Origin of the sequence: Winogradskyella sp. (assembly GCF_965656915.1) — a bacterium.
GTDB lineage: Bacteria > Bacteroidota > Bacteroidia > Flavobacteriales > Flavobacteriaceae > Winogradskyella.
Window position 1 is genome coordinate 1 of the sequence record NZ_CBFHMI010000019.1, and the last position, 25,160, is coordinate 25,160.

Genomic DNA, 25,160 nt, shown 5'->3' on the forward strand with positions numbered 1-25,160 from the left:
GTAATATTTACAGGTTCGCAATTGCCTATTGGAGATTTAAGAACAGATGCTAAAGAGAATTTAATTACCTCAATACAAGTAGCAAGTTTGCAAATTGACAGCAAACCTGTGATAAGAGAAGTATGTTTGTACTTTGAATATAAATTATACAGAGGAAATAGAACTACAAAAATAAATGCAGAACATTTTGAAGCTTTTGATTCTCCAAACTTTCCTAATCTGGCAGAATCTGGTGTTCATCTAAAAGTAAATTTTGAATTTCTAAGACGAGAAACTTTCAAAGATAAATTAATAGTAAGAACTGCAATGGATACTAACATAGGAATACTAAAACTATTTCCAGGTATTTCGCAACCCATTGTAGAAGCGGTATTAAACACTAAAAATCTAAAAGGACTTATTCTCGAAACCTACGGATCTGGTAATGCAACGACAGAAAATTGGTTTATTGAGTTATTAAAAGATTCAATAAATAATGGGCTACATATTATAAATGTAACACAATGTTCTGGTGGTAGTGTAGCAATGGGACAGTACGAGACTAGCTCAGAGCTAAAAACAATTGGTGTTATATCTGGTAAAGATATTACGACAGAGGCAGCTGTTGTTAAACTAATGTATTTGTTGGGCTATAAAATAAAATCTGAAGAATTTAAATTTTATTTTGAAAAGCCATTACGCGGAGAAATGTCCTAAAATTAACGACTTAAATTTTAGTGTTTGAAGTTTTTTTTGTTATTTGGCACACTGTAACTTTTTTGAATAAAATTTACAGAGAGGTGGCCGAGTGGTCGAAGGCGCACGCCTGGAAAGTGTGTATACTCCAAAAGGGTATCGAGGGTTCGAATCCCTTCCTCTCTGCTTATATTTTAGGCAATAGTTACATTATTTTTTTTATCTTTAACACTTTAACTAATAAAATTAAGATTAAGAACAATGAAAAGATTATTTTCTATCCTTGCCATAACATGTTTAATGGCTATCGGAACTGTTAATGCAAATGCAACTACAACATTCGCAACAGCAACAACAACAGTAACTAGCGTAACTCAAGCTGAAGAAACTGCTTCAGAAGATTTGAGTTTCCATCAAGAATTAAAAAAGCGTTTTATTGAAGGTGGCCCTGGCTTTATGGGTATTGTATTATTGTGTTTAATTCTTGGATTAGCAATCGCTATAGAGAGAATTATCTTTTTAAATCTTTCAACAACAAACACAAAAAAATTAACTCAAAATGTAGAGGATGCATTAGCATCTGGTGGAATCGAGGCAGCAAAGGAAGTATGTAGAAATACTAAAGGACCTGTAGCTTCAATCTTCTATCAAGGACTAGATAGAGCAGACGAAGATATCGACGCTGCAGAAAAAGCTGTTGTAGCTTACGGAGGGGTACAAATGGGACAATTAGAAAAGAATGTATCTTGGATTTCTTTATTTATTGCCTTAGCACCAATGCTTGGTTTCATGGGTACAGTAATCGGTATGATTCAGGCCTTTGATAAAATTGAAGCAGCTGGTGATATGCAACCTTCTTTAGTAGCAGGTGGTATTAAGGTGGCACTTTTAACAACAGTATTTGGTCTTATTGTAGCAATTATATTGCAAATTTTCTATAACTATATCATTGCTAAAATAGATAGTATTGTTAATGATATGGAAGATGCATCAATTACATTGATGGACTTATTAGTAAGACACAAAAAATAAAAAGACCACATAAATTATGTTACATAAAATATTAAAAATAGTAGCCGCTTTTCTGAGTTTAGCTGGGATTGTATCCTTGATAAGAATTATTGCAGCCGGTGACGAAGCAATTGAGACAGGCGAAAAGGCTAGTCTTGTTGAGCCAATGGCTTGGATTGCTTACATTATATTAGGACTAGTTTTATTATTTGTGGTAGTTTTTGTAATTAAAAATCTATTTACAAATACATCAGGTCTTAAGAACACTTTAATAGGTGTAGGTGCTTTTGCAGCAGTATTAATTATTTCATATGTTGTTGCAGGTGGCGACACAAGACAATATAAACTTCAAGAAGGTTTTGCCTCAGACACACAATCACATATGGTTGGAGCAGGACTAACAGCATTTTACGTGCTAATTGTTGTTGCAGCATTAACAATGATTTTTTCAGGAGTTAAAAAAGTAATTAGTAAATAAATATTTATGGCAAAAAGAGCAGCACCCGAAGTAAATGCAGGATCAATGGCTGACATTGCCTTCTTATTACTTATCTTTTTCTTAGTAACAACTACAATTGAAAAAGACAAAGGTATATTAAGAAGTTTGCCACCTATTGATGATACGGAAACAGAACCTCCAATTATTAAGCAGAAAAATCTATTTACTGTACTTATAAACCGTAATAACCAATTGCTTGTTGAAGAAGAAGAAATGGAGTTGAAAGACCTAAGACAAGCAGCTATAGATTTCCTAGATAATGGAGGAAGTACTAACGCAGCAGGTGAATCTTGTACATATTGTAAAGGAAAACGTTCAGAGAGTTCCTCCGATCATCCTGATAAAGCAATTATCTCTATGAAGCATGATAGAGAAACATCCTATGATAAGTATATTGAGGTTCAAAACGAACTTGTAGCAGCTTATAATATATTGCGAGAACGTGAAGCGCAACGTCTTTTTAATAGATCTTTTAAATCTATGTTAGAGGAAAAAGAAAAGAATCAATTTAAAAAAGATGATAAATTAAATGAGCAAATAGAAAGAATAAAGGAATTATTCCCAATGAAACTTTCAGAAGCAGAACCAGATAAGAATTAAAAGTAACAATTATGTCAAAATTTAAAAAAGGAGGTAAAAGTGAATTGCCAGCAATTTCAACGGCATCCTTACCCGATATTGTATTTATGTTGCTTTTCTTTTTTATGGTAGCAACTGTAATGAGAGATAGCTCTTTAATGATTGAAAATAGATTACCATCTGCAGATCAAGTAGAAAAACTGAAAAAAGATAGAACTACGTTTATTTTTGCAGGTAAACCAAGTAGTCAATACAAAAAATTTGGTACGGAAGCACGTATTCAGATTAATGATGCGTTTGTTGGTGTAGAAGATGTAAAGCCAGCAGTTCTTCAAGCCATAGCAGATATGAATGAGGAATTGCAGAGTAAAGTTGTGGTTGGTCTCAAAGTAGATAAAGAGACTAATGCCGGATTAGTTTCTGACATTAAACAAGAACTTAGAAAAGCTAACGCATTAAAGGTAATGTACATTACAAACACAAAAGCTGAACAATAGTATTAATTCTTAATTTTAAAAAAACGCCCTGAATACTCAGGGCGTTTTTTATTAAAATCTATCTAAAGATTTTGTAGATTTATAAATATGAAGTGTTACCTTTTTCTATTTGCATGTTTAATAGGATATTCAAGTGTTTCTCAGAATATAAACACGAGTAAGAATGATTATGAAAAGTACAGAGAAGATCAATTCTATGCGTCTGTAACCTATAATCTACTTAATAATAAGCCAAGTAATGTATCTCAGAGTGGATTTTCAACAGGTTTTCATTTTGGATTTATTAGAGATATGCCAATTAATAAGGATAGAAATTTTGCTCTAGGATTGGGAATAGGTATTTCTACAAACTCCTATAACCAAAATCTTTATATTGATGAGGTAAATAAAGAATATATCTATAGTGTTATTAATGAGAGCGAGATTAATGTATCCAAAAATAAATTTACTACCTATTTGGTTGAAGTGCCTTTTGAATTGAGGTGGAGGACTTCTACACCAACTGAATATAATTTTTGGCGTATTTACACAGGTTTTAAATTGGGTTATCTTATTTATAACACTACCAAGTTTAATAGTAATGAAGGGAGCAATAACCTTTCCCAAATAAGCGACTTTAATAATTTGCAATATGGTTTAACACTCAGTGTTGGTTATGGTACCTGGAATTTTCATCTTTATTATGGTCTAAACCCAATCCTTGATAGTTCTGCCCAGTTAGAAGATAAATCAATAGACATGAAGTCCATTAAAATAGGACTAATGTTCTATATCTTATAGCCAATAATTAAGGAGAATTAGCTGAGGGAACAGTCCTGTGAAAATACCTATAATTAATTCATAACTCGTATGTGCCTTTAAATGAAGCCTTGAGGTTGCAATGGCACCCATTATAATTAAGATTAGAGCGACACTTCCGTTAATGTTTATTTGATAGTGAACTGCTAGTGCAATCGCGTACATAAAAAACCCAGAAACGGCAATCATATGTATACTTGCTTTTATCTTAAATACCGCAAGAATCAAACAAGCTAGAGTAGAGCATAAAATACCAAGGAAAAAATAATACAATTCAATGATTTCATTAGGTGGTAATACTCTTATTAATATAAGTGTTATGATTATACAATTAATAAAAAGTGGTATGAGACGTTCCTTGGTTGATTTTAAATAGATAGTGTCTACTTTATTTATAGTTTTCAATAAATAGAAGAGTAAAATAGGAAGTATAATTGTAAGTATAACTATTGAAAATATCTTAGCCTTCATTACTGGCTCAGGTATAAATCGTGGTGTTTTTGAAAAGTAAAATAAAACGCCAAGTAAAGGCATAATCAAAGGATGAAAAACAAAAGAGATTCCTTTTAAAATATAATTTTTCATCTAATAAATATAAGCGTTAAATCTTCTTTCTAAGACGCGCAACAGGAATATCTAATTGTTCTCTATATTTTGCTACTGTTCGCCTTGCAATTGGATACCCTTTTTCTTTTAAAATTTTAGAAAGGGCTTCATCTGTTAATGGTTTCTTTTTGTTTTCGTTCTCAATTACAGTTTCTAAGATTTTTTTAATCTCGCGAGTTGATACTTCTTCACCTTCAGAATTAGTCATAGACTCAGAAAAGAACTCTTTAATTAATTTTGTACCATATGGCGTATCTACATATTTACTATTAGCAACACGTGACACTGTAGAGACATCCATTTCTATTTCATCCGCTATGTCTTTTAGTATCATTGGGCGTAATTTTCGCTCATCGCCAGTTAAGAAATATTCTTTCTGATAATGCATTATAGAGCTCATAGTTACAAAAAGTGTTTGCTGACGTTGCCTCACAGCTTCTATAAACCATTTGGCAGCGTCTAACTTCTGCTTAATAAACATTACAGCATCCTTCTGTGCTTTAGACTTTTTCTTGGTGTCCTTGTAGCCTTTTAGCATGTTATTGTATTCTCTAGACACATGAAGTTCCGGGGCATTTCTGCCATTAAGTGTTAACTCTAATTCACCATCAACAATCTTTATGGCAAAGTCTGGTACGATATGTTCTACAATTTTATTATTACCAGCATAAGATCCACCTGGTTTGGGGTTAAGGCGTTCAATTTCTTCTATGGCATCTTTGAGTTGTTCCTCATCGATGTTAAATTTTTGCATTAATTTTTTGTAGTGTTTTTTTGTGAACTGCTCAAATCCTTTATCAATAATAGCTATTGCCATTTCTATATCAGGATTTTGCTCTTTACGATGCAGTTGTATACTTAAACACTCTTGTAAATTTCTAGCACCAACTCCGGCAGGATCTAATTGATGTACTACTTTAAGTACTTTCTCAATTTCTTCTTCAGTGGTGAATACGTTTTGTGTAAAAGCCAAATCATCTGTAATATCAGATAAAGACCTGCGTATGTAACCGCTTTCATCAACACTTCCGACTAAGAAATATGCAATTTCTTCCTCATCATCAGAAAGTCTAAATGTATTTAACTGGTTTATTAAATGTTGAGTAAATGATGTGCCTGCTGCATATGGTACACTTTTATCTTCGTCATCTGAGCTGTAATTATTAGCGTGTGTACGATAATCTGGGATTTCATCATCACTCAAATATTCATCAATATTAATATCTTCTGCTTCAATAGTGTCGTTGTCATCATATTCATCGGTAGAATTATCAAAATCATCATACTCATCTTCTGTGGCATCAGATTCTTTTCCAGTATCTAACGCAGGGTTTTCTTCTAATTCCTGCTTTAAACGTTGCTCAAATGCTTGTGTAGGCAACTGAATCAGCTTCATGAGCTGAATCTGCTGCGGAGACAGCTTTTGAGATAGTTTAAATTGTAAATACTGTTTTAGGGACATAAAATTATTGTTAGCAATAAAAATAATTAAAACTCCGCATTCTGCGGTGTTCTTGGATAAGGAATTACATCTCTAATATTACTCATTCCTGTAGCAAACATAACAAGACGTTCAAATCCTAAACCAAAACCTGAATGGACTGCAGTACCGTATTTACGTAAATCTAAATACCACCACAATTCTTCTTTAGGTATATCTAAAGCTTTCATTTTTTCCTTTAATACTTCTAAACGTTCTTCACGTTGAGATCCTCCAACCATTTCACCTATACCAGGAAAAAGTATATCCATTGCTCTTACGGTTTTCCCATCTTCATTTAAACGCATATAAAATGCTTTAATGTTTGCAGGATAATCAAAAAGAATAACAGGACACTTGAAGTGTTTTTCTACTAAGAAACGTTCGTGCTCACTTTGTAGGTCTGCTCCCCATTCTTCTATACGATACTTAAACTTTTTCTTCTTATTTGGCTTACTATTTCTAAGAATGTCAATAGCCTCAGTGTAACTAACACGTTTAAAGTTATTGTCAACCACAAACTTAATTTTATCAATTAAGTTCATAGGGCCGCGCTGTGCTTGTGGTAATCGTTTTTCTTCGTCTTGCAATCGCTTATCTAAAAAGTCTAAATCTTCTTTATTTTGCTCAAGGACATAGTTTAAAACCGACTTTAAGAAGTCTTCCGCTAAATCCATATTACCTGCTAAATCCATAAAGGCAACTTCAGGTTCAATCATCCAGAACTCTGCTAGGTGTCGCGACGTATTTGAATTTTCGGCTCTAAATGTTGGTCCAAACGTATAAACCTTACCCAAAGACATGGCATAAGTCTCGGCTTCTAACTGACCCGAAACTGTAAGGTTAGTTTCTTTACCAAAAAAGTCTTCTTTATAGTTTACTTCACCATCTTCTGTTAAAGGAGGATTTTTAGCATCTAAGGTACTTACACGAAACATATCACCTGCTCCTTCGGCATCACTCCCAGTAATTATAGGAGTGTGCATATTGTAAAAACCGTTCTCAGTAAAATATTTATGAACAGCAAAGGATAATGCAGATTTTATTCGCATTACAGCACTAAATGTGCTCGTTCTAGTGCGTAAATGTGCATTTTCTCTTAAGAATTCGAAGGTGTGTTTTTTGGGTTGAATAGGATAGGTTTCTGGATCTGAGTCTCCTAAAACCTCAAGTTCCTTAACTTGTATTTCAACCGATTGTCCCTTTCCCTGGCTTTCTACTAATTCACCGGTTACATTAATAGCCGCTCCTGTTGTGACTCGTTTTAATAGATTTTCATCAAAATTTTCAAAATCAACAACACACTGAATATTATTAATGGTAGAACCATCGTTTAAGGCAATAAAACGATTTGCCCTAAATGTTCTTACCCATCCTTTTACGGTAATATCCTGAAAGGTAACATCCTTTAAACTCATGTCTTGCGACAATAATTCTGCTACGGTTTTTGTTGTCATTGTTTATTTATTTTGAATACTAAGATAAATTTTCTTCGTCTTTTTCTATACTAATTTCGTCATCATCCTCTGAAGGTATGATATTAATTGCAGGCTCTCTTAAAACTTCTTTGTTTGCAATATTTCGCTCTAAAGATAATAATAGCGATGGTAATAGCAACAAGTTAGATAACATAGCAAAAAGTAATGTTATTGACACCAATGCCCCTAAAGCTACCGTACCACCGAAACTAGATATTGTGAATACAGAAAAACCAAAGAACAAAACAATAGAGGTATAGAACATACTAACGCCAGTTTCTCTGAGTGCTGCATATACAGATTTTCTTATTTTCCAATGATTAGCTTGTAATTCTTGTCTGTATTTTGCTAGAAAATGAATAGTGTCATCAACCGAAATACCAAAAGCGATACTAAATACTAATATAGTCGATGGCTTTATCGGTACTCCTACATAGCCCATTAAACCAGCAGTAACTAACAATGGAAGTAGATTCGGAATGAGAGAAACAATAATCATTCTAAACGAACGAAAGAGATAGGCCATAAACAAGGAAATAAGGAAAATAGCAAGAGTTAAAGAGATTACTAAATTCCGTACTAAATACTTTGTTCCTTTTTGAAAAACTAGAGCTTTACCAGTCATAGTTACTTCGTATCGTTCTTTTGGAAAAGCTTTATTAATTTTGTTTTGAAGGTTTTCCTGAATACGTTCCATCTTATCAGTACCTATATCTTTCATAAACGTTGTTATGCGAGCATACTGACCTGTGCTATCTACAAAATTCCTTAATAAATCTACTTCTGAAGTAGAGTTTTTTGCATATGAAAGTATAAAACTGTTTTCTTGACTGGTTGGTAATTGATAATATTTTGGATTACCATTGTAATAAGCTTGCTTGCTATATTTTACTAAACTGACTACAGAAATTGGTTTTGATAACTCTGGTGTTTCTAAAATTAGATCTTCGAGCTCATTCATCCTTTTCAAAGTAGACAATTTCATAACACCTTTTTTACGTTTGGTGTCTACCATAATTTCTAATGGCATTATTCCATTGAATTCATTTTCAAAAAAGCGAATATCCTTAAAGAACTGTTTGTTTTGAGGCATATCTTCAATAAGACTCCCAGAGATTTTTATCTGATTCATACCAATCATACTAACAATTATTAAGATAAGTGCAGTAACATAGATTGTAATCTTTTTATGCTTTACCATACGTTCCATCCAATCTACGAATCCACCTATCCAACGTTTATTAAGATGTTCTAAATGACGATCTTTTGGATATGGTAAGAAGGTGTAGATTATAGGAATTATAAGTAAGCATAATATGAAAATGGCCAATATGCTTAGTGATGCAACGATACCGAACTCTTTTAAAAGCTTGCTTTCAGTTAAAATAAATGTTGCAAAACCAGAAGCTGTAGTGACATTTGTCATTAATGTAGCGTTACCAACTTTGGTAATTACACGTTGTAATGATTTAACTTTATTACCATGAGACTTAACCTCATGTTGGTATTTGTTTATTAAGAATATACAGTTTGGAATACCAATAACAATAATTAGTGGTGGTATTAAAGCTGTTAGGACAGTAATTTCATATCCCAGAAGACCTAATATCCCAAATGTCCACATCACTCCAACACAAACAACTATAAGTGATATAAAAGTTGCTCTAAAGGATCTAAAGAATAAAAAGAAAATTAAAGATGTTATTAAAAGCGCAGCACCAATAAACAATCCAATTTCATCAACTATGTTCTGTGAGTTTAAAGTTCTTATGTATGGCATACCTGATACCCTTACATCTAACCCTGTATTACTTTCAAAACGCTCTATTTTAGACTCAAGATCTTCAATAATAAAGTCTTTTCTGGCAGAAGTATTTACAATATCCTTTTTAAGATATATTGCTGTTCTTATAGTTTTTGTTTCAGCATTAAACAAAAAGTTATCGTAAAAAGGATATTTATTAAATAGCTCATCCTGTAGAGCGTTAATTTGTTCAATACTAGTAATAGAATCTTTAATAAATGGCTCTAAATCAAATTGCTTTTCTTTAGTATTTTTAACCAATTTTTGAAGATCTTTAATAGATACTACCGTTTCTACTTCATCGTAAGATTTAAATGATTCCGCAAGAGCATTCCATGCGTTAAATTGTTTTACAGAAAATAAACTCGAATCTTTGACACCAAGTACAATTAAGTTGCCTTCTTCTCCAAATATTTTAAGAAAGTCATTATAGGTAACATTTACCTCATGCTCATCAGGTAACATATTGGCTTCAGTGTAGGTGAAACGCATATGTTTCCATTGCATGCTTAAAAACAGAGTAGCTAATATTATGGCTATAAGAATGAAAATTTTGTTACGAAGTATTAGTCTCGCAACAGCTTCCCAAAAACCTGTTGTTAATAGTTTAAACATGCATTGTTTGAAATGAGCCGCAAAGGTAGAAAAAACCTAAGGATTAGCCATTGAATTAACAGGAATATAATACTTATTAAATTGAAATATTAAAGGTGAATTTAAACGCAATATTATCTTCTAAATTAGGTAGGTGATAGCCTCCATATCTGTAGGCAAAACTCAGGCCGAAACCTAAGAGCAGCTTGTTTATTTCAAAACCCGATTCGGAGTAGAGATTGTTAAGCGTATTAAAACTAATGCCTTCGTGTCTGTCTATGCTATTCATATCTCCAAGAGCATATCTAGAAATTAGTACAAGTTGAGGTCTAAATCGCTCAGTAATTTTAAACCTTCTAAAGGTATGTTTCAACTGAAGTGTAGAAAATTTATCGCTAAAGAATTCATTAAAGTACATGGTTTCAAAGCTATTTAATCCTGCAACAGAAAATCGTTGTAATATGGTTTCTTTTCTTATGTTGTTAGGGTAGGCATGATATAAATGTGTTATTGGAGTTTCACCACCAGCAATACCAGCAACCAAAGTAATATTTGTGAATGATTCATTAATGTGATTAAATTGATGAACGGTTCTAAAATCCAATTTAGAGAAATTAAAGTCGCTACCAAACACAGATTTAAATCCTTGGGTTAATTGTAAGGTAAATTTAGGATAACCCTCTTTTGTTTCTATCACATCATTTTTGCCTTTTCTATAAGTATCAAAAGGACTCCACTGCAAACTTAATTTTGCTATACTGAGGTCATAGTTTTGGAAACTATTATCATCTAACACAAAATTATATTGATAGGTTGGATCAATTTTACTAACTGCCAATTGTAATTCTGATACTAAATTCTTAGTGAATTTATGTTCTGCAGAAATGGATTTTGTGATATGTCTATGAAACAAATCTATATTTAAAAGGCGCGGTTCAAAAAAGGTAAAAAACCGCTTATCAGTTAAGAAATTAGAACTCCCAGTTTCCTGTAGATCATCAGTATAGGCTAAATTTATCCAGGTACTTGTAGTTTCATTTATTCTAAAACCTCCTCCGATTTTGTACTTTAAATTTTTATCTCTAAAACCATAGACAATGTAAGAGTTTATTCTAAACCGTTTTGAAAATTTGTCATTGGTTTCACCTCCTAATCCAGTTCTTATACCTTCATATTGATTAAATTTTATAAGGTATCGTAAGTCAGCATTGAAGTAGTTAAATGGTAAAAAACCATTACCAATATTTTTTAGAAAATCTGCTTTTTTTATAGAGTCTTGCGCTCTTTGCGTAGAATCTTGCTTTTTGAGTTTTGGCTCTTGTCCGTAGCTAATTGTTGCCATTAGCAGAAAAAAAGCAACAAATAGAGGTTTATGCATTACAAGTATATTATTAATAAAACATCCCAAAATTTTGGGATGTCATATTCTTTTCAGGAAACTAAACCGTCATTATTTCTTTTTCTTTGACGTCTAGAATATCATCTATCTTCTTAACGTAAGTATCAGTTAATTCTTGTACGTCTATCTCCGCATTTCCTTGTAAATCTTCAGAGACATCAGCTTTTTTAAGCTCATTCATTGCCTCTTTACGAGCATTTCTTACGCCAATTTTTGCGTCCTCTGCCTCAGCTTTTGCCTGTTTTGCTAAATCTTTACGACGTTCTTCGGTTAGAGGTGGTACATTAATAATTATAGTCTCACCATTATTCATTGGGTTAAAACCTAAGTTGGCCAACATAATGCCACGCTCTATTTCTTGTAGCATACTTTTTTCCCATGGTTGAACAGAAATGGTTCTGCCATCTGGTGTATTTACATTTGCAACTTGGTTTAATGGTGTTTGAGAACCATAGTAATCTACCATTACACTTCCTAGCATTGCAGGACTTGCCTTACCAGCTCTAATGTTAACCAATTGCTTTTCAAGATGCTTCATGGCAGAATCCATAGCTTCTTGAGTGGTGTCTATAATAAATTTAATTTCGTCCATAATAATCAAATTTTAATTGAGGGATATCAAAAGTTAAGCCAAATTTATAGATTAACTACTGTTCCAATATTTTCGCCTGAAACCACTTTAAGTAAATTCCCTTTCTTATTCATATCGAAAACAATAATTGGTAATTTATTTTCTTGACTTAAAGTGAATGCTGTTGTGTCCATTACCTTAAGCCCTTTACGCAATACGTCATCAAATGTTATATGATCAAATTTAGTTGCTGTAATATCTTTTTCTGGATCTGCAGTATAGATGCCATCTACACGAGTGCCTTTTAAAATAACATCAGCCTCTATTTCTATCGCTCTGAGTACTGCAGCTGAATCTGTTGTGAAATAAGGATTTCCTGTTCCTCCACCAAAAATAACTACTCTTCCTTTATTAAGGTGACTCATGGCTTTACGTCTTATAAAAGGCTCAGCTACTTCATTAATTTTTATAGCCGTTTGAAGTCGTGTTTTTACACCAGCATCTTCCAAAGCATTTTGTAATGCTAAACCATTAATAACGGTAGCTAACATACCCATATGATCTCCTTGCACACGATCCATGCCATTCATTGCTCCAGCAACACCTCTAAAAATATTACCACCACCTATAACGATAGCAACCTCAACACCTAAGTCTGTAATCTCCTTAATATCTTTTGCATATTCAGCTAAGCGTTCAGGATCTATACCATATTGGCGATTGCCCATTAAAGCTTCACCAGATAATTTAAGCAGTATTCTTTTGTATTTCATGTGTGATTTTGAAAGTTCAACAAAGCTACATAATTATTAGCAGGTGTAAAAGTGAAAAAAATGCAAAAAAAACCTCCCATAATTGAGAGGCTTTTATATATATACAAAGTTTAAATCTAAATATTATCCTACTGTAGCTCTTTTAAAACCAGTAACTTCAACATCACCATAAGTTTTAACGTACTCAGCAACAGTTTGCTTTTCATCTTTAATAAACTTCTGATCTAATAAACACTGTTCTTGATCTAAAGTGGTATTGTCAGAAATAAATCGTTCCATTTTACCTGGTAAAATTCTGTCCCAGATTTGTTCTGGCTTTCCTTCAGCTTTTAATTCTGCTTTTGCAGCTTCTTCGGCTTCAGCTAAAACTTCTGGAGTTAATTGTGCCATAGAAATGTACTTTGGTACATTCTTTAAGGTTTTACCTAAACGGCCTAACTCGATATTATCTTTTTCAATTACCGCGATACGCGCTTCAGTTTCTGAAGCTACAAAAGCAGGATCGAAATCTTTGTAAGATAAAGTCGTTGCTCCCATAGAAGCGACTTGCATAGCAACGTCTTTAACTAAAGTTTCTACGTTGTCAACTTTTGCAGATAAACCTACTAAAGCAGCAATTTTATTAATGTGAACATATTGTCCTACATATGGTGCATCTAACTTTTCAAAAGCAGTGATATCTAGTTTTTCGCCAATAACACCAGTTTGTTCGGTTAATTTTTCTGCAACTGTCATTCCTTCGAAGTCAGCTGCTAAAAATTCTTCTTTAGTATTGTGGTTTAGTGCAATTTCTGCAAATTGATTAGCCAATGCTACAAACTTTTCATTTTTACCAACAAAATCAGTTTCGCATCCTAAAACGATTGCTACACCAGACGTATTATCAGAATTAATTTTTGCCAAAGCCGCTCCTTCAGAAGAATCTCTGTCGGCTCTTTTTTCTGCAACTTTTTGTCCTTTTTTTCGTAAAACTTCAATGGCTTTATCAAAATCACCACCAGCCTCAACCAAAGCTTTTTTACAATCCATCATACCAGCACCAGTTGCTTGTCTTAGCTTGTTTACTTCTGCTGCTGTAACTTTTACAGTATTTTCCATAGTTTTTAAAATTTAAAAAGTCATTCAATTAATTTTCGAGTTGAAAAGAATTAAATGACTTTTAATATTGTATAAATGTTATTTATTCTTCTTCTTGAGCTGCTACTGGAGCTTTTTCAGCTTTCTTTGCAGCTGGTTTTGCTTCCTTCTTAGCTTCTGCCTTTACTGGTGCAGCTTCATTTTTTTGAGCTTTACCTTCTTTTTCTGCACGCTCTGCTTTTCTTTCGTTTAATCCATCTTCTACTGCAGATGCAACGATAGATAAAATTTTATCTATTGATTTTGATGCATCGTCGTTAGATGGAATCAAGTAGTCAACTTCACGTGGATCAGAGTTAGTATCTACCATTGCAAAAATTGGAATGTTCAATTTCTGAGCTTCCTTAATAGCAATATGCTCACGCATGATATCAACTACAAATAAGGCGCCTGGTAAACGAGTCATATCAGAAATTGAACCTAAATTCTTTTCTAATTTAGCACGTTGACGATTTACTTGTAAACGTTCTTTCTTTGATAAAGAATTGAATGTTCCATCTTTCTTCATTCTGTCAATAGACGCCATTTTCTTAACAGCTTTTCTAATAGTGACAAAGTTAGTTAACATTCCACCTGGCCAACGTTCTGTAATGTAAGGTTGGTTAACAGCACCTGCTTTTTCAGCAACGATGTCCTTAGCTTGTTTTTTAGTAGCAACGAATAAAATCTTTTTCCCTGATGCTGCAATTTTAGCTAATGCCGCACAAGTTTCATCAATTTTAGCTGCTGTTTTGTATAGGTTGATAATATGGATACCATTACGTTCCATATAAATGTAAGGAGCCATGTTTGGGTTCCATTTACGTGTGAGGTGACCGAAGTGTACACCTGCATCTAGTAGTTCTTTTACTTCTACTTTTTCCATTTTGTATTAGTTTACGTTCTGTTGAATTAGCAATGATTAAGTGGTTGCTTGCGCTTGCCTTAACCATTTAGATGCTAAACTAAATCCCAATGTTTCCATTGTGGACAACAATAACTGGTTTTAATTTTGCTGAACTATTCAGCGATTTCAATAAAATAAAATAATTCAGAATCTGAATATTCAGATTCTGAATTAAGTATTGTTGGATATTAACGTTTAGAGAACTGGAATTTCTTACGCGCTTTCTTCTGTCCGAATTTCTTACGCTCTACCATTCTTGGATCTCTAGTTAATAGACCTTCTGGCTTTAATATTGCTCTGTTTTCAGGATCTAACTCGCACATTGCACGCGAAAGTCCCAAACGTATTGCTTCTGCCTGGCCGGTGATACCACCTCCATATACGTTAACAGTAATATCAAAGTTGCCATCATTGTTAGTCAAGGCTATAGGTTGGTTTACTTTATACTGAAGCGTTCCAGTAGTAAAGTATTCCGCCATGTCTTTTTTGTTCACCGTGATGTTACCTTTTCCTTTGGCAACGTACACACGAGCAACAGCCGTCTTTCTACGGCCAATTTTGTGAATTACTTCCATTAGTTAATTTCGTTTAATTTAATTGCTTTTGGTTTCTGCGCTTCGTGAGCGTGCTCAGTTCCAGAAACAACTGTTAAGTTTCTAAAAAGAACAGCACCTAATTTGTTTTTAGGTAACATTCCTTTTACTGACTTTTCTACTAATCTGGTTGGGTCTTTCTCAAACATTTCAGTAGCAGTCAAGCTTCTTTGACCACCTGGATAACCTGTGTGACGGATATAACTTTTCTCTGTCCACTTGTTACCAGTTAAGTTGATTTTTTCTGCGTTTACAACAATGACGTTATCACCGCAATCAACGTGTGGCGTAAAATTAGGTTTGTGCTTACCTCTTAAAAGTATTGCTACTCTCGAAGCTAAGCGACCTAAAGTTTGTCCTTCAGCATCAACTAAAACCCACTCCTTATTAACGGTAGCTTTGTTAGCAGAAACTGTTTTGTAGCTTAATGTATCCACACTAATTTGATTTAATATTGTGCCTAATAGCACAAAAGATTATACATTTCTCTTCCGAAAAAGAGTTTGCAAATTTACGATAAACAATTGAATAACCAAGAGTTGAGTAATGTTTTTTTAAACTGAATATTAGATCGTTTTTTACAGTGTTTGATGCCTTAATTTTTAGTTGCTCTATTCAATCTATCATTAATAGATTTTCCTAAACCATAATCTGGAAATTTTTCGGCAATAATTATATCAAGATTTAGTGCATCTAATTGATGTAATGCATTATAAAGTTTTGAAGCAGCTTCTGTTAAATCGCCGCTTTTTGACAATGCAATTTGAAATTCAACAGTATCATTAATTATAGAAGATTTAAAGGTAATGATACCAACTCGCTTATTTTTATATGGCAAAATACTGTCCTCAATATTATCTGATAATATTGTTTTAGTTGTAGGCGCATAATGGCGCTCTAACATTCCTGGTGCATCTGGTGCTATTTCTTTTTTGTTTTTTATTTCTACTTTTCCAACTACGTTCTCAATGGCTTCAATAGAAGTAGAGCCTAAACGATAAATAATAGGTTCATCATTTTCAAAACCGATAATTGTAGATTCTATCCCGCTTTTACAAGGTCCACCATCTAAAACCATTTTTATTTTATCTTTAAAATAGGTTTCAACATGAATGGCTGTTGTTGGACTAATACTATTAAACGGATTAGCACTTGGTGCTGCTAATGGAAATTCTAGTTGGTTTAAAAGTTCTAATATTACTGGATGATTTGGAATTCTAACGGCAACTGTATCTTTACCAGCAGTTATTACATCTGGTATAACGGCTTTCTTTTTTAAGACTAGTGTAATTGGTCCTGGCCAAAAGGCTTCAGCCAGTAATTTTGCTTTTTTAGGAATATGAGCTACAATCTTATCTAAACATGAAGTTGAAGCAATATGAACGATAAGTGGATTAAAAAACGGACGCTGTTTTGTTTCAAAAATAGTTCTAATGGCTTTTTCTGAATAGATATTTCCTGCCAAACCGTAGACTGTTTCAGTAGGTATGGCTACAACGTTTTCTGCAGATAATAATGCAACAGCTTTTGCTATGTCTTTAGAAATAATACTCATCCTTGATAATTGATTGCAATATTACTTCAAAAAAGTGAAGTTTTAATGTGCTTCCAACCAATTATCTCCAATATCTAAATCTACATCTAATGGCACGGAAAGCTCATAGGCATTTTCCATTTCCGTTTTTATGAGATTTTTTATGTCTTCTAATTCAGGTTTGTAGATGTCAAATACCAATTCATCATGGACTTGTAAAAGCATTTTGGATTTGTAATTACCAACTCGAAGTTTATCATAAATATTTATCATTGCGATTTTAATGATATCTGCAGCACTTCCCTGTATTGGCGCATTCACAGCGTTTCGTTCTGCTGCTCCACGTACCACAGCATTACGCGAATGAATATCCTTTAAATAACGACGACGACCTAAAACTGTCTGCACATAACCATGATCTCTAGCAAAATCCACTTGTTTGCTCATGTACGCTTTTAGCTTAGGGTAAGTTTCATAATACGTATCAATTAATTCTTTAGATTCTATACGGGACAAATCAGTCTGGTTACTTAAACCAAAAGCAGACACACCATATATAATTCCGAAATTGACCGTTTTTGCATTACTACGTTGATCTCGCGACACTTCTGTAATTGGGATATTAAAAACTTTAGAAGCCGTTGACGCATGGATATCCTCACCACGTTTAAATGCCTCAATCATGGTTTCTTCCTCACTTAATGCCGCATTAATTCGTAATTCTATCTGAGAGTAATCTGCAGCCAACAACGTATAATATTCATTTCTTGGAATAAATGCTTTACGCACTTGACGACCACGTTCTGTGCGGATTGGGATATTTTGTAAGTTTGGATTATTACTACTTAAACGACCAGTAGCTGCTACGGTTTGCATATAGTCGGTATGCACTCTACCTGTTGATTCTTCAACTTGCAACGGTAAAGCATCGACATAAGTGCTCTTCAATTTGCTTAGGCCTCTAAAATCCAGAACTTGTTGAATGATTTCATGGTCTTTTTCCAAATAACTCAGTACATCTTCGGCTGTAGAATACTGACCAGTTTTGGTTTTTTTAGGCTTGTCCACCAGCTTCATTTTTTCAAAAAGGATGACTCCTAGTTGCTTTGGTGATGCAATATTGAATTCTTCACCAGCTGTCTTATATATTTTTGTTTCTAAATCTTTGATATCGTTATCCAGGGCTTCAGAAAGAGAATTCAGAAAATCACAGTCTAGATTAATACCTTCTAATTCCATAGCTGCTAATACGCGTAATAATGGAATTTCAATTTTATCAAACAGTTTTTGAGTATTCGCCTCGCCTAATTCTTTTTCAAAATGTTCTTTAAGTTGTAAGGTAATATCAGCGTCTTCAACAGCGTATTCCGTTTGTTTTTCTAAGGAAACCTCTCTCATAGACAATTGATTCTTTCCTTTTTTACCAATCAACTCTGTAATAGATATAGGAGTATAGTTAAGATAAGTCTCTGCCAACACATCCATATTGTGTCGCATATCTGGATTGATGAGATAATGCGCCAACATGGTATCGAATAATTTCCCTTTGACTTCAATATTGTATTTGGCTAAAACCTTGATATCATATTTTAAATTCTGACCTATTTTTTCGATGCTTTCACTTTCAAAAAATGGTCGTAGCTCTTCAATAAGTTCTTGAGCTTCATTTCGATCTTCAGGAAAAGGCATGTAAAATCCTTTACCAGTTTCCCAAGAAAATGCTATTCCAACCAATTCGGCGGCTAATGGATTTAATCCTGTAGTTTCCGTATCAAAACATACCGAAGTTTGATTCATTAAATTCTTAATAAAAAGCTTGGTAGCCATACCAGGAGCAACACTCTGGTAAAAATGCGATGTTGTTTCTGATGTTTTCCGTGTAAATTCTGAAACTTCGTCTGCTGTATCTGAGGCATCTCCACCGAACAATGAAAACTGTCCTGCTCCAGCAGATTTTTGTTCTTTAGAAGTTGTTTTTGGAGCCACTTTCTTTTCTGAAGTTTCAGATGTTGGTGCTGAAGCTTCAGTAGAAAATGTTTTTAAGAAATTATCGGTCAATCGTCTAAATTCTAAATCTTGAAAAATTTCCTTTACTTTTTCAATATCTGGATGGTCTAATTCAAATTCTTTAGCATTAAACTTAACAGGAACATCGAGCATGATGGTTGCTAGTTTTTTAGATAATAAACCCAGCTCACCATTGGCTTCAACTTTCTCTTTCATTTTACCTTTTAACTCATGTGTATTGGCGAGTAAACCTTCCATACTGCCATAAGCTGCCAAAAACTTTTTGGCTGTTTTAGGGCCAACACCTGGTAAGCCAGGAATGTTATCTGAGGCATCTCCCATCATTCCTAAATAATCTATCACTTGCATTGGATCAGTGACTTCAAATTTCTTCTGTACTTCTGGGATGCCCCAGGTTTCATAACCACCACCAAAAACAGGTCGGTACATGAATATATTTTCCGTCACTAATTGAGCAAAATCTTTATCAGGTGTTACCATATAGGTTTTATAACCTTCTTTTTCAGCTTGGCGAGATAAGGTGCCAATAACATCATCTGCTTCGTAACCTTCCTTAACCATTATTGGAATGTGCATGGCTTTTAAGATCTCATAGATATAAGGCACAGCTGTTCTTATACCTTCTGGTGTTTCATCTCTATTGGCTTTGTAGGCTTCAAACATTTCTACACGATCAACACTTCCTCCCTTATCAAAGCAAACGGCTAAATGATCTGGTCGTTCTCGTTTTATAACATCTAAAAGTGAATTCATAAAACCCATTATGGCTGAGGTATCTTCTCCTTTAGAATTAATTCTTGGATTTTTTATAAAGGCATAATACCCACGAAAAATAAGTGCGTAAGCATCAACAAGAAAGAGACGTTTTTGGTCTGACATGACATTAAATTTTGAAGTCTATAAAACTACGAAACTTAACTCTTGAAATGAAAGATTGAGAAAGTAAAAAATGAACAAAAAGAAAGCCGGTCCCTACTCCGACTTTCTTTGCTCAAAAATATAATTGAAGACAATCAATTATGTTATCGTATGCGTTCTATTTCAAACCAAGAGCTAGATTTTTCAATTTTATTAGACTTTGCGCATAATGCTGTAGTAATGCGCGCACTTCAGAAATTTACAGACGAATTAGACGCCAGTGTAAAAGTGGGAATCATCGCTGGTATAGGTGATAGACGCGTTGAAGATAATAATGAAATTGGAAGTATTGCTGCCGAAATGTTTGACGAAATTATAATTCGTCAAGACAAGCGCTTAAGAGGAAAGACAGAAGAGGAACTTATTAAAATGCATGATGATGGTATTAAGAAGAAAGATCCTAATAAAAAGACCACTATAATTCCATCTGAAAAGGAGGCTATTAAGTTTGCTGTTAAAAATGCAATTAAAGGATCACTGATTATATTATGTAGTGATGTAGTGCAAGATGCATTGGATTTAGTAAAGGAGTTAAAGGAACAGGAAGCAAGAGGAGAATTAAATCTGGTGTAAGGAGGACAGAAACAAAAAAGCCGAAACGTAAGTTTCGGCTTTTTAAATATTATTTATTTAAATCTTAGCAAAGCTTCACAGTTTTTACTTTAATCTGTAGACTTTTTCTGTATGCTTTGATACTAATAATTTCGTTACTTTTTTTGTGATTGAGTTTAATAACTTTAGCCTGTGCTTTATTAGAAATGCTTAATTTCTTAGTTTCAGGCTTCTCTGTTTTTGCAGATTCAACTAGTTTAGTAGCATTACCAGTAATAACATTTTGCTGAGCAAACCCTGCTAAAGACATTGTTAAAAATAATATAATTACTAAACCTTTTTTCATAATTGTTGGAAGCTATATTTGTTTTAACTTCGATTCAAAGAAACATAACATATATGATGATGTAGAAATTTCTGGACGAAACAAGACGATAACTAGATAATTGGAAATCGTTCGTAAAAAACATCGACGAAATACACAAAATTAGCTTGTAGACCTTAGAAACAGGCAGTATTTTAGTTAAAATTAATTAAGTACAGGATTAACAGTTATTTTAATTAAGAATCAGCGATGAAATACACAAAAACGGCTTGAATCCCAGTAAATACCACCTAGATTTATGAATGATATAAAGAACAATACATACTATAATTTATTTATAAGACAAAAAGAGAATCAGTTTAAAATTGGTAAAAGGACTTATAATCAAAGAGTTAAGACGCTAAATGCACTTCAGCGAGCGATAGAATATACCTACAGAAATGAAATTAGAGAGGCCTTATTTAAGGATTTAGGTAAACCTAAAGTGGAGACAGAACTCTCTGAAGTTTATCAAATTTTAGGAGATATTAAATATGCCAAAAAGCATTTGCGCAGATGGATGCGTAAACAAAAGGTAAACACTCCAATATCTATGTTGGGTTCTAGTTCTTACTATATCTATGAGCCTAAAGGTGTTTGTTTAATAATTTCTCCATGGAATTTTCCATTCAACCTTACTTTTGGTCCATTAGTTTCTGCTATAGCTGCTGGTAACACTGTAATTATTAAGCCTTCTGAAATGACTCCACATTCATCTGCATTAATGGCTAAAATTATAAAAGATGTATTTAATGATGATGAAGTTGCTTTAGTAGAAGGTGAAGCTGAGGTTTCTACCGAGTTATTAAAATTACCATTTAACCATATATTTTTTACGGGTTCACCAAATGTTGGTAAGATCGTGATGACCGCAGCAGCAAAAAATCTATCATCTGTAACTTTAGAACTAGGAGGTAAGTCGCCTACAATTGTAGATAAGACATCTAGTATTGATAAAGCAGCTAAGAAAATAGTATGGGGAAAATTTTTAAACGCTGGTCAGATCTGTGTGTCCCCAGACTATGTTTTAATCGATGAAAGTCTTAAGGAAGATTTTATATATGCTTGTTTAAAATGGCTCAATCAGTTTTTTTCTGAAAACCCAAAGCAATCAGCTTCTTATGGAAGAATAGTAACTACAAAACATTTTGAACGCCTGAAATCTTATATTGATAATGCTAAAACATTAGATGCCACAATTGAATCTGGAGGCGAAATACACAAAGAATCTAATTACATAGCGCCAACTATTATTTCTAATCTTAAAGAAGAGGCTGCACTATTACAAGAAGAAATTTTTGGACCAATAATGCCAATTGTAACTTATAAAACACTTGACGAAGCCATAGCTTATATAAATTCTAAAGAAAGACCATTAGCACTATACATCTATAGTAAGAGTAGCTCTAATATTAAAGAAGTTATGCAAAATACAAGATCTGGTGGTACTTGTATTAACAATAATATTATTCATTATGCCAATCATAATTTACCATTTGGTGGCACCAATAATAGTGGTATCGGTAAGAGTCATGGCTTTTTTGGATTTAAAGCATTTAGTAACGAGCGTGCCGTTATTAAACAACACACCTTTGGTGTTACAGAACTTTTATTTCCCCCTTATACGGGCTTAAAAGAAAAATTAGCCAAATTTACGATTAAGTGGTTTTAAGCTTTATTAAAAAAATCAGACTGAATTTGCTCATTCACCCCATCTTGAAACTTCGTCATACTAAACCATTGATGAATAGCATAACTTCCTGTTTCTCCTTTTTTATTTACAGCTATATAACCCACCTGGAAATCTTTGTAATTACTATTTGGCTTATTAACAATTCTACTAATAGCTTCTTCACAGGCCTCTTGAGGTGATTTACCTTGGCGCATGAGTTCTACGACTAAAAAGCTACCAACAATTTTTACAACTTCTTCACCTAAACCAGTTGCTACGCATGCGCCAATTTCGTTATCAACGAATAATCCAGAACCAATGATTGGCGAATCACCAACACGGCCTCCCATTTTGTAGGCCAGACCACTTGTAGTGCAAGCCCCAGAAATATCTCCATTTTTGTCAATGGCTAACATGCCAATTGTATCGTGATTTTCTATGTTGATGATGGGTTTGTATTTCGCTTCAATTTTCCATTTCTCCCAGGCTTCTTTTGATGCTTCTGTTAGTAAATCCTCAGGCTTAAATCCACTTGAAATAGCAAATTGTTTGGCACCTTCTCCCGCTAACATAACGTGTGGCGTATCTTCCATAACCTTGCGTGCTACTGAGACCGCATGTGTTATGTTCTGAAGATAAACCACTGAACCACAGTTCCCATGCTTATCCATAATGCAAGCATCTAAAGTCACGTTACCATCTCTGTCTGGTAAACCGCCTTTACCAACTGATTGACCTTTTTCATTAGCTTCTTCAACTCTGCAACCTTGTTCTACGGCATCTAGGGCATTGCTTCCTGCTTGTAATACTTCCATTGCTTTTGCTGTAGCATCTTTTACATCCCAAGTAGCAATAACTAATGGTAGGCCTTTTAAGTCAGCAACTGACTCTTTATTTTCTTTTGTTTCAGTTTTAGAATTTTTATCCTCACATGAACTAAGCGTAGCACCAACAGCTAATCCAACACCAGTTAAAGAGGCATTTTTAATGAATTGTCTTCTTTTCATAATTTAATTTTTAATAGGTTACGCCTTGTTTGTCTAATACTGTTTTGGTTCTATAAGCATAAAACAAGAGGTAAATAAAACAAGCCACTGCAATCCAATAAGAGGACTGAATATTATACACATCAGCCAATTTCCCTTGTACAGGCGGAATAATAGCTCCACCTAATATCATCATAATTAAAAATGCTGAGCCTTGAGACGTATATTTTCCTAAACCAGCAATACTCAATGTAAATATGCAAGGCCACATAATAGAGCAGAATAAACCACCAGATAAGAATGCGAACAGCGCCACATTTCCTGAAGCAAATAAGCCAATTAGCATGGCTATAATACCAAATAAACTGAATATTTTTAGTGTTTTAACCGGTCTGTCTTTTGCTAGAAAGAATCCAAAAATTTGGACTGCAATACAAATGGTAAAAAATAAGATTTCGTTAATAGAAAATTCATTACCTCCGATATAATTTACAGAGAGAATAACTCCAAAAGCAACATAAGGAACAATGATTAATAGGGCTTTTTTTAGACTTTTACTTGGTTCAAAAACGGTTATAGCACCAACCCAACGGCCAATCATTAATCCGCCCCAATACAAAGAAATGTATATACCAAGTTGTGAATCGTTAAGTACTGGTAATCCAAGTGAATTTAATCCTGTTTCACCGACTCCCTGCTTTAAGAGTTCACCAAGATTACTACCAATAGTAACTTCGACACCGACATACATAAAAATAGCAAGCATTCCTAAAACCAGTTGAGGATATTTCATGGCTCCCCAACCTGCAGGTTTTTTTGTTGCACTAGAATTTGCTGTAAAAACAGCAGCTATTACAGCGAAAAGCGCTATAAATAATACAATTAATCGCGTTTCTTCTAAACTTTCAGTAGCAACAACATCTCCTGCATAGGTGCTAAATATGTATCCAAAGCATCCTATAATAACTAATGTTAATAGGATTAATAAATTTCGTGCTTTGTTTGCAGGTTCAAATGCGGTGTCTGATTTTAATGCCGGTAATTTTTTAGAAAAAAAGAATAATGCAGCCGCAACTAAAAATAAAGCGCCTACACCTAAGTATAAAGTTTGTACGGTTACTAAAGTAATTTCATTATTAGCTATCATACTGGCAAGTTCATCGGTACTCCAGGATGCAGACCCAAAGATGACAAGGCTTACTACTACAGGTCCAATGGTTGTTCCAAATGAGTTGATTCCGCCTGCCAGATTCAAACGATGCGAACCGGTTTTAGGATCTCCCAAGGCTATGGCAAAGGGATTAGCTGCAGTTTGTTGTAATGAAAAACCCAGAGCTACTATAAAATAGGCGATGAGCACCAAATAAAAAACACCTGTTTGACCTTGTTCTGCACCAGCTGTTGCAGGATACATTACAAATGCACCTATAGCAGATAGTAAGAGACCATAAATAATTCCGTTTTTGTAACCCCAATTATTCATGATGTCTTTTTTAATAGATCCAGACATAATAAAGAGCAGTAAGGCGCCAATGTAATATGCTCCGTAAAACGCAAAATCTACTAATTGTGATTGAAACTGATCAATATTAAAGTAAGTTTTACAAAATGGGATAAAAACACCATTCGATGCCGCTATAAATCCCCAGAAAAAGAAAACCGTCACTAAGGTGGCTAATGCCGATTTGTTGTTTTGATTGCTCATATTGAGTTAGAGTTAGTTAGT

24 protein-coding genes and 1 tRNA gene are annotated in these 25,160 nt (G+C 33.8%); 9 read left to right on the forward strand and 16 right to left on the reverse strand.

Going from position 1 to position 25,160, the window contains the following annotated elements; genetic code table 11:
- The 7 genes from ACTG3Y_RS07005 to ACTG3Y_RS07035 all read left to right on the forward strand — a co-directional run.
- The coding region (locus ACTG3Y_RS07005) for an asparaginase (protein WP_439152213.1) at nt 1-696 on the forward strand (696 nt) is incomplete at its 5' end.
- 77 nt (nt 697-773) lie between these two features.
- Nucleotides 774-861, forward strand: a tRNA-Ser gene (locus ACTG3Y_RS07010).
- Nucleotides 862-936: 75 nt separating this feature from the next.
- On the forward strand, nt 937-1,707 hold the full coding sequence (locus tag ACTG3Y_RS07015; protein ID WP_439152214.1) for a MotA/TolQ/ExbB proton channel family protein: 771 nt from the start codon (nt 937-939) through the stop codon (nt 1,705-1,707).
- A 16-nt stretch (nt 1,708-1,723) separates the two neighbouring features.
- Nucleotides 1,724-2,164: a hypothetical protein gene (locus ACTG3Y_RS07020; RefSeq protein WP_439152215.1), complete on the forward strand. Its 441-nt coding sequence runs from the start codon at nt 1,724-1,726 to the stop codon at nt 2,162-2,164.
- Between the two features lie 6 nt (nt 2,165-2,170).
- Entirely contained in the window at nt 2,171-2,785 is a 615-nt protein-coding gene (locus tag ACTG3Y_RS07025) for an ExbD/TolR family protein (RefSeq protein WP_439152216.1), read from the forward strand.
- Nucleotides 2,786-2,796: 11 nt separating this feature from the next.
- Complete coding sequence (locus ACTG3Y_RS07030) at nt 2,797-3,261, forward strand: ExbD/TolR family protein (protein ID WP_439152217.1); 465 nt, start codon at nt 2,797-2,799, stop codon at nt 3,259-3,261.
- A gap of 87 nt (nt 3,262-3,348) precedes the next feature.
- Entirely contained in the window at nt 3,349-4,041 is a 693-nt protein-coding gene (locus ACTG3Y_RS07035) for a porin family protein (protein WP_439152218.1), read from the forward strand.
- Here ACTG3Y_RS07035 and ACTG3Y_RS07040 read toward each other — a convergent pair.
- From ACTG3Y_RS07040 to polA, 13 genes are all read right to left on the reverse strand, one after another.
- A complete protein-coding gene (locus ACTG3Y_RS07040) occupies nt 4,036-4,644 on the reverse strand; it encodes a hypothetical protein (RefSeq protein ID WP_439152219.1) in 609 nt (202 codons plus the stop codon). The two genes, ACTG3Y_RS07035 and ACTG3Y_RS07040, sit on opposite strands and share 6 nt — an antisense overlap.
- Before the next feature lie 16 nt (nt 4,645-4,660).
- Nucleotides 4,661-6,127 carry an RNA polymerase factor sigma-54 gene (gene rpoN, locus ACTG3Y_RS07045; protein ID WP_439152220.1) on the reverse strand — a complete coding sequence of 489 codons (1,467 nt, stop codon included), beginning with the start codon at nt 6,125-6,127 and terminating at the stop codon, nt 4,661-4,663.
- A 26-nt stretch (nt 6,128-6,153) separates the two neighbouring features.
- Complete coding sequence (gene asnS, locus ACTG3Y_RS07050; protein WP_439152221.1) at nt 6,154-7,602, reverse strand: asparagine--tRNA ligase; 1,449 nt, start codon at nt 7,600-7,602, stop codon at nt 6,154-6,156.
- A gap of 19 nt (nt 7,603-7,621) precedes the next feature.
- Nucleotides 7,622-10,042, reverse strand: a complete 2,421-nt coding sequence (locus ACTG3Y_RS07055) for an efflux RND transporter permease subunit (protein WP_439152222.1) — start codon at nt 10,040-10,042, stop codon at nt 7,622-7,624.
- Nucleotides 10,043-10,118: 76 nt separating this feature from the next.
- Entirely contained in the window at nt 10,119-11,363 is a 1,245-nt protein-coding gene (locus tag ACTG3Y_RS07060) for a DUF5686 family protein (RefSeq protein ID WP_439152223.1), read from the reverse strand.
- Nucleotides 11,364-11,460: 97 nt separating this feature from the next.
- A complete protein-coding gene (frr, locus tag ACTG3Y_RS07065) occupies nt 11,461-12,012 on the reverse strand; it encodes a ribosome recycling factor (RefSeq protein WP_439152224.1) in 552 nt (183 codons plus the stop codon).
- Nucleotides 12,013-12,056: 44 nt separating this feature from the next.
- Nucleotides 12,057-12,764, reverse strand: a complete 708-nt coding sequence (pyrH, locus tag ACTG3Y_RS07070; RefSeq protein ID WP_439152225.1) for a UMP kinase — start codon at nt 12,762-12,764, stop codon at nt 12,057-12,059.
- Between the two features lie 123 nt (nt 12,765-12,887).
- Nucleotides 12,888-13,862, reverse strand: a complete 975-nt coding sequence (gene tsf / locus ACTG3Y_RS07075) for a translation elongation factor Ts (protein ID WP_439152226.1) — start codon at nt 13,860-13,862, stop codon at nt 12,888-12,890.
- An 82-nt stretch (nt 13,863-13,944) separates the two neighbouring features.
- Complete coding sequence (rpsB, locus tag ACTG3Y_RS07080; protein WP_439152227.1) at nt 13,945-14,766, reverse strand: 30S ribosomal protein S2; 822 nt, start codon at nt 14,764-14,766, stop codon at nt 13,945-13,947.
- A 209-nt stretch (nt 14,767-14,975) separates the two neighbouring features.
- On the reverse strand, nt 14,976-15,362 hold the full coding sequence (gene rpsI / locus ACTG3Y_RS07085) for a 30S ribosomal protein S9 (protein WP_439152228.1): 387 nt from the start codon (nt 15,360-15,362) through the stop codon (nt 14,976-14,978).
- Nucleotides 15,362-15,817 (reverse strand): 50S ribosomal protein L13, encoded by a 456-nt coding sequence (gene rplM, locus ACTG3Y_RS07090; protein ID WP_439152229.1) that lies wholly within the window; start codon nt 15,815-15,817, stop codon nt 15,362-15,364. Before rplM ends, rpsI begins: the two co-directional genes overlap by 1 nt.
- A gap of 158 nt (nt 15,818-15,975) precedes the next feature.
- On the reverse strand, nt 15,976-16,935 hold the full coding sequence (locus ACTG3Y_RS07095) for an L-threonylcarbamoyladenylate synthase (protein ID WP_439152230.1): 960 nt from the start codon (nt 16,933-16,935) through the stop codon (nt 15,976-15,978).
- A gap of 42 nt (nt 16,936-16,977) precedes the next feature.
- Complete coding sequence (gene polA, locus ACTG3Y_RS07100) at nt 16,978-19,821, reverse strand: DNA polymerase I (protein WP_439152231.1); 2,844 nt, start codon at nt 19,819-19,821, stop codon at nt 16,978-16,980.
- Nucleotides 19,822-19,929: 108 nt separating this feature from the next.
- Between polA and ACTG3Y_RS07105 the strand changes: the two genes are divergently transcribed.
- Nucleotides 19,930-20,433, forward strand: coding sequence for a glutamate ligase domain-containing protein (locus ACTG3Y_RS07105; RefSeq protein ID WP_439152232.1), 504 nt, complete (start codon nt 19,930-19,932; stop codon nt 20,431-20,433).
- A gap of 64 nt (nt 20,434-20,497) precedes the next feature.
- On the opposite strand, the gene ACTG3Y_RS07110 is transcribed toward ACTG3Y_RS07105, so the two are convergent.
- On the reverse strand, nt 20,498-20,758 hold the full coding sequence (locus ACTG3Y_RS07110; RefSeq protein WP_439152233.1) for a hypothetical protein: 261 nt from the start codon (nt 20,756-20,758) through the stop codon (nt 20,498-20,500).
- 277 nt (nt 20,759-21,035) lie between these two features.
- Between ACTG3Y_RS07110 and ACTG3Y_RS07115 the strand changes: the two genes are divergently transcribed.
- Nucleotides 21,036-22,448 carry an aldehyde dehydrogenase family protein gene (locus ACTG3Y_RS07115; protein WP_439152234.1) on the forward strand — a complete coding sequence of 471 codons (1,413 nt, stop codon included), beginning with the start codon at nt 21,036-21,038 and terminating at the stop codon, nt 22,446-22,448.
- Here the strand turns inward: ACTG3Y_RS07115 and ACTG3Y_RS07120 are convergent.
- Nucleotides 22,445-23,455, reverse strand: coding sequence for a N(4)-(beta-N-acetylglucosaminyl)-L-asparaginase (locus ACTG3Y_RS07120; RefSeq protein ID WP_439152235.1), 1,011 nt, complete (start codon nt 23,453-23,455; stop codon nt 22,445-22,447). The genes ACTG3Y_RS07115 and ACTG3Y_RS07120 overlap by 4 nt on opposite strands.
- Nucleotides 23,456-23,465: 10 nt before the next feature.
- Nucleotides 23,466-25,139: an MFS transporter gene (locus ACTG3Y_RS07125; RefSeq protein WP_439152236.1), complete on the reverse strand. Its 1,674-nt coding sequence runs from the start codon at nt 25,137-25,139 to the stop codon at nt 23,466-23,468.
- Nucleotides 25,140-25,160: the final 21 nt, after the last annotated feature.

Bases quoted from the DNA above. Each gene is read 5' to 3' on its own strand.
- ACTG3Y_RS07015 (WP_439152214.1), top strand. From the start codon at position 937: ATGAAAAGATTATTTTCTATCCTTGCCATAACATGTTTAATGGCTATC.
- ACTG3Y_RS07020 (WP_439152215.1), top strand. From the start codon at position 1,724: ATGTTACATAAAATATTAAAAATAGTAGCCGCTTTTCTGAGTTTAGCT.
- ACTG3Y_RS07025 (WP_439152216.1), top strand. From the start codon at position 2,171: ATGGCAAAAAGAGCAGCACCCGAAGTAAATGCAGGATCAATGGCTGAC.
- ACTG3Y_RS07030 (WP_439152217.1), top strand. From the start codon at position 2,797: ATGTCAAAATTTAAAAAAGGAGGTAAAAGTGAATTGCCAGCAATTTCA.
- ACTG3Y_RS07035 (WP_439152218.1), top strand. From the start codon at position 3,349: ATGAAGTGTTACCTTTTTCTATTTGCATGTTTAATAGGATATTCAAGT.
- ACTG3Y_RS07040 (WP_439152219.1), bottom strand. From the start codon at position 4,644: ATGAAAAATTATATTTTAAAAGGAATCTCTTTTGTTTTTCATCCTTTG.
- rpoN (WP_439152220.1), bottom strand. From the start codon at position 6,127: ATGTCCCTAAAACAGTATTTACAATTTAAACTATCTCAAAAGCTGTCT.
- asnS (WP_439152221.1), bottom strand. From the start codon at position 7,602: ATGACAACAAAAACCGTAGCAGAATTATTGTCGCAAGACATGAGTTTA.
- ACTG3Y_RS07055 (WP_439152222.1), bottom strand. From the start codon at position 10,042: ATGTTTAAACTATTAACAACAGGTTTTTGGGAAGCTGTTGCGAGACTA.
- ACTG3Y_RS07060 (WP_439152223.1), bottom strand. From the start codon at position 11,363: ATGGCAACAATTAGCTACGGACAAGAGCCAAAACTCAAAAAGCAAGAT.
- frr (WP_439152224.1), bottom strand. From the start codon at position 12,012: ATGGACGAAATTAAATTTATTATAGACACCACTCAAGAAGCTATGGAT.
- pyrH (WP_439152225.1), bottom strand. From the start codon at position 12,764: ATGAAATACAAAAGAATACTGCTTAAATTATCTGGTGAAGCTTTAATG.
- tsf (WP_439152226.1), bottom strand. From the start codon at position 13,862: ATGGAAAATACTGTAAAAGTTACAGCAGCAGAAGTAAACAAGCTAAGA.
- rpsB (WP_439152227.1), bottom strand. From the start codon at position 14,766: ATGGAAAAAGTAGAAGTAAAAGAACTACTAGATGCAGGTGTACACTTC.
- rpsI (WP_439152228.1), bottom strand. From the start codon at position 15,362: ATGGAAGTAATTCACAAAATTGGCCGTAGAAAGACGGCTGTTGCTCGT.
- ACTG3Y_RS07095 (WP_439152230.1), bottom strand. From the start codon at position 16,935: ATGAGTATTATTTCTAAAGACATAGCAAAAGCTGTTGCATTATTATCT.
- polA (WP_439152231.1), bottom strand. From the start codon at position 19,821: ATGTCAGACCAAAAACGTCTCTTTCTTGTTGATGCTTACGCACTTATT.
- ACTG3Y_RS07110 (WP_439152233.1), bottom strand. From the start codon at position 20,758: ATGAAAAAAGGTTTAGTAATTATATTATTTTTAACAATGTCTTTAGCA.
- ACTG3Y_RS07115 (WP_439152234.1), top strand. From the start codon at position 21,036: ATGAATGATATAAAGAACAATACATACTATAATTTATTTATAAGACAA.
- ACTG3Y_RS07120 (WP_439152235.1), bottom strand. From the start codon at position 23,455: ATGAAAAGAAGACAATTCATTAAAAATGCCTCTTTAACTGGTGTTGGA.
- ACTG3Y_RS07125 (WP_439152236.1), bottom strand. From the start codon at position 25,139: ATGAGCAATCAAAACAACAAATCGGCATTAGCCACCTTAGTGACGGTT.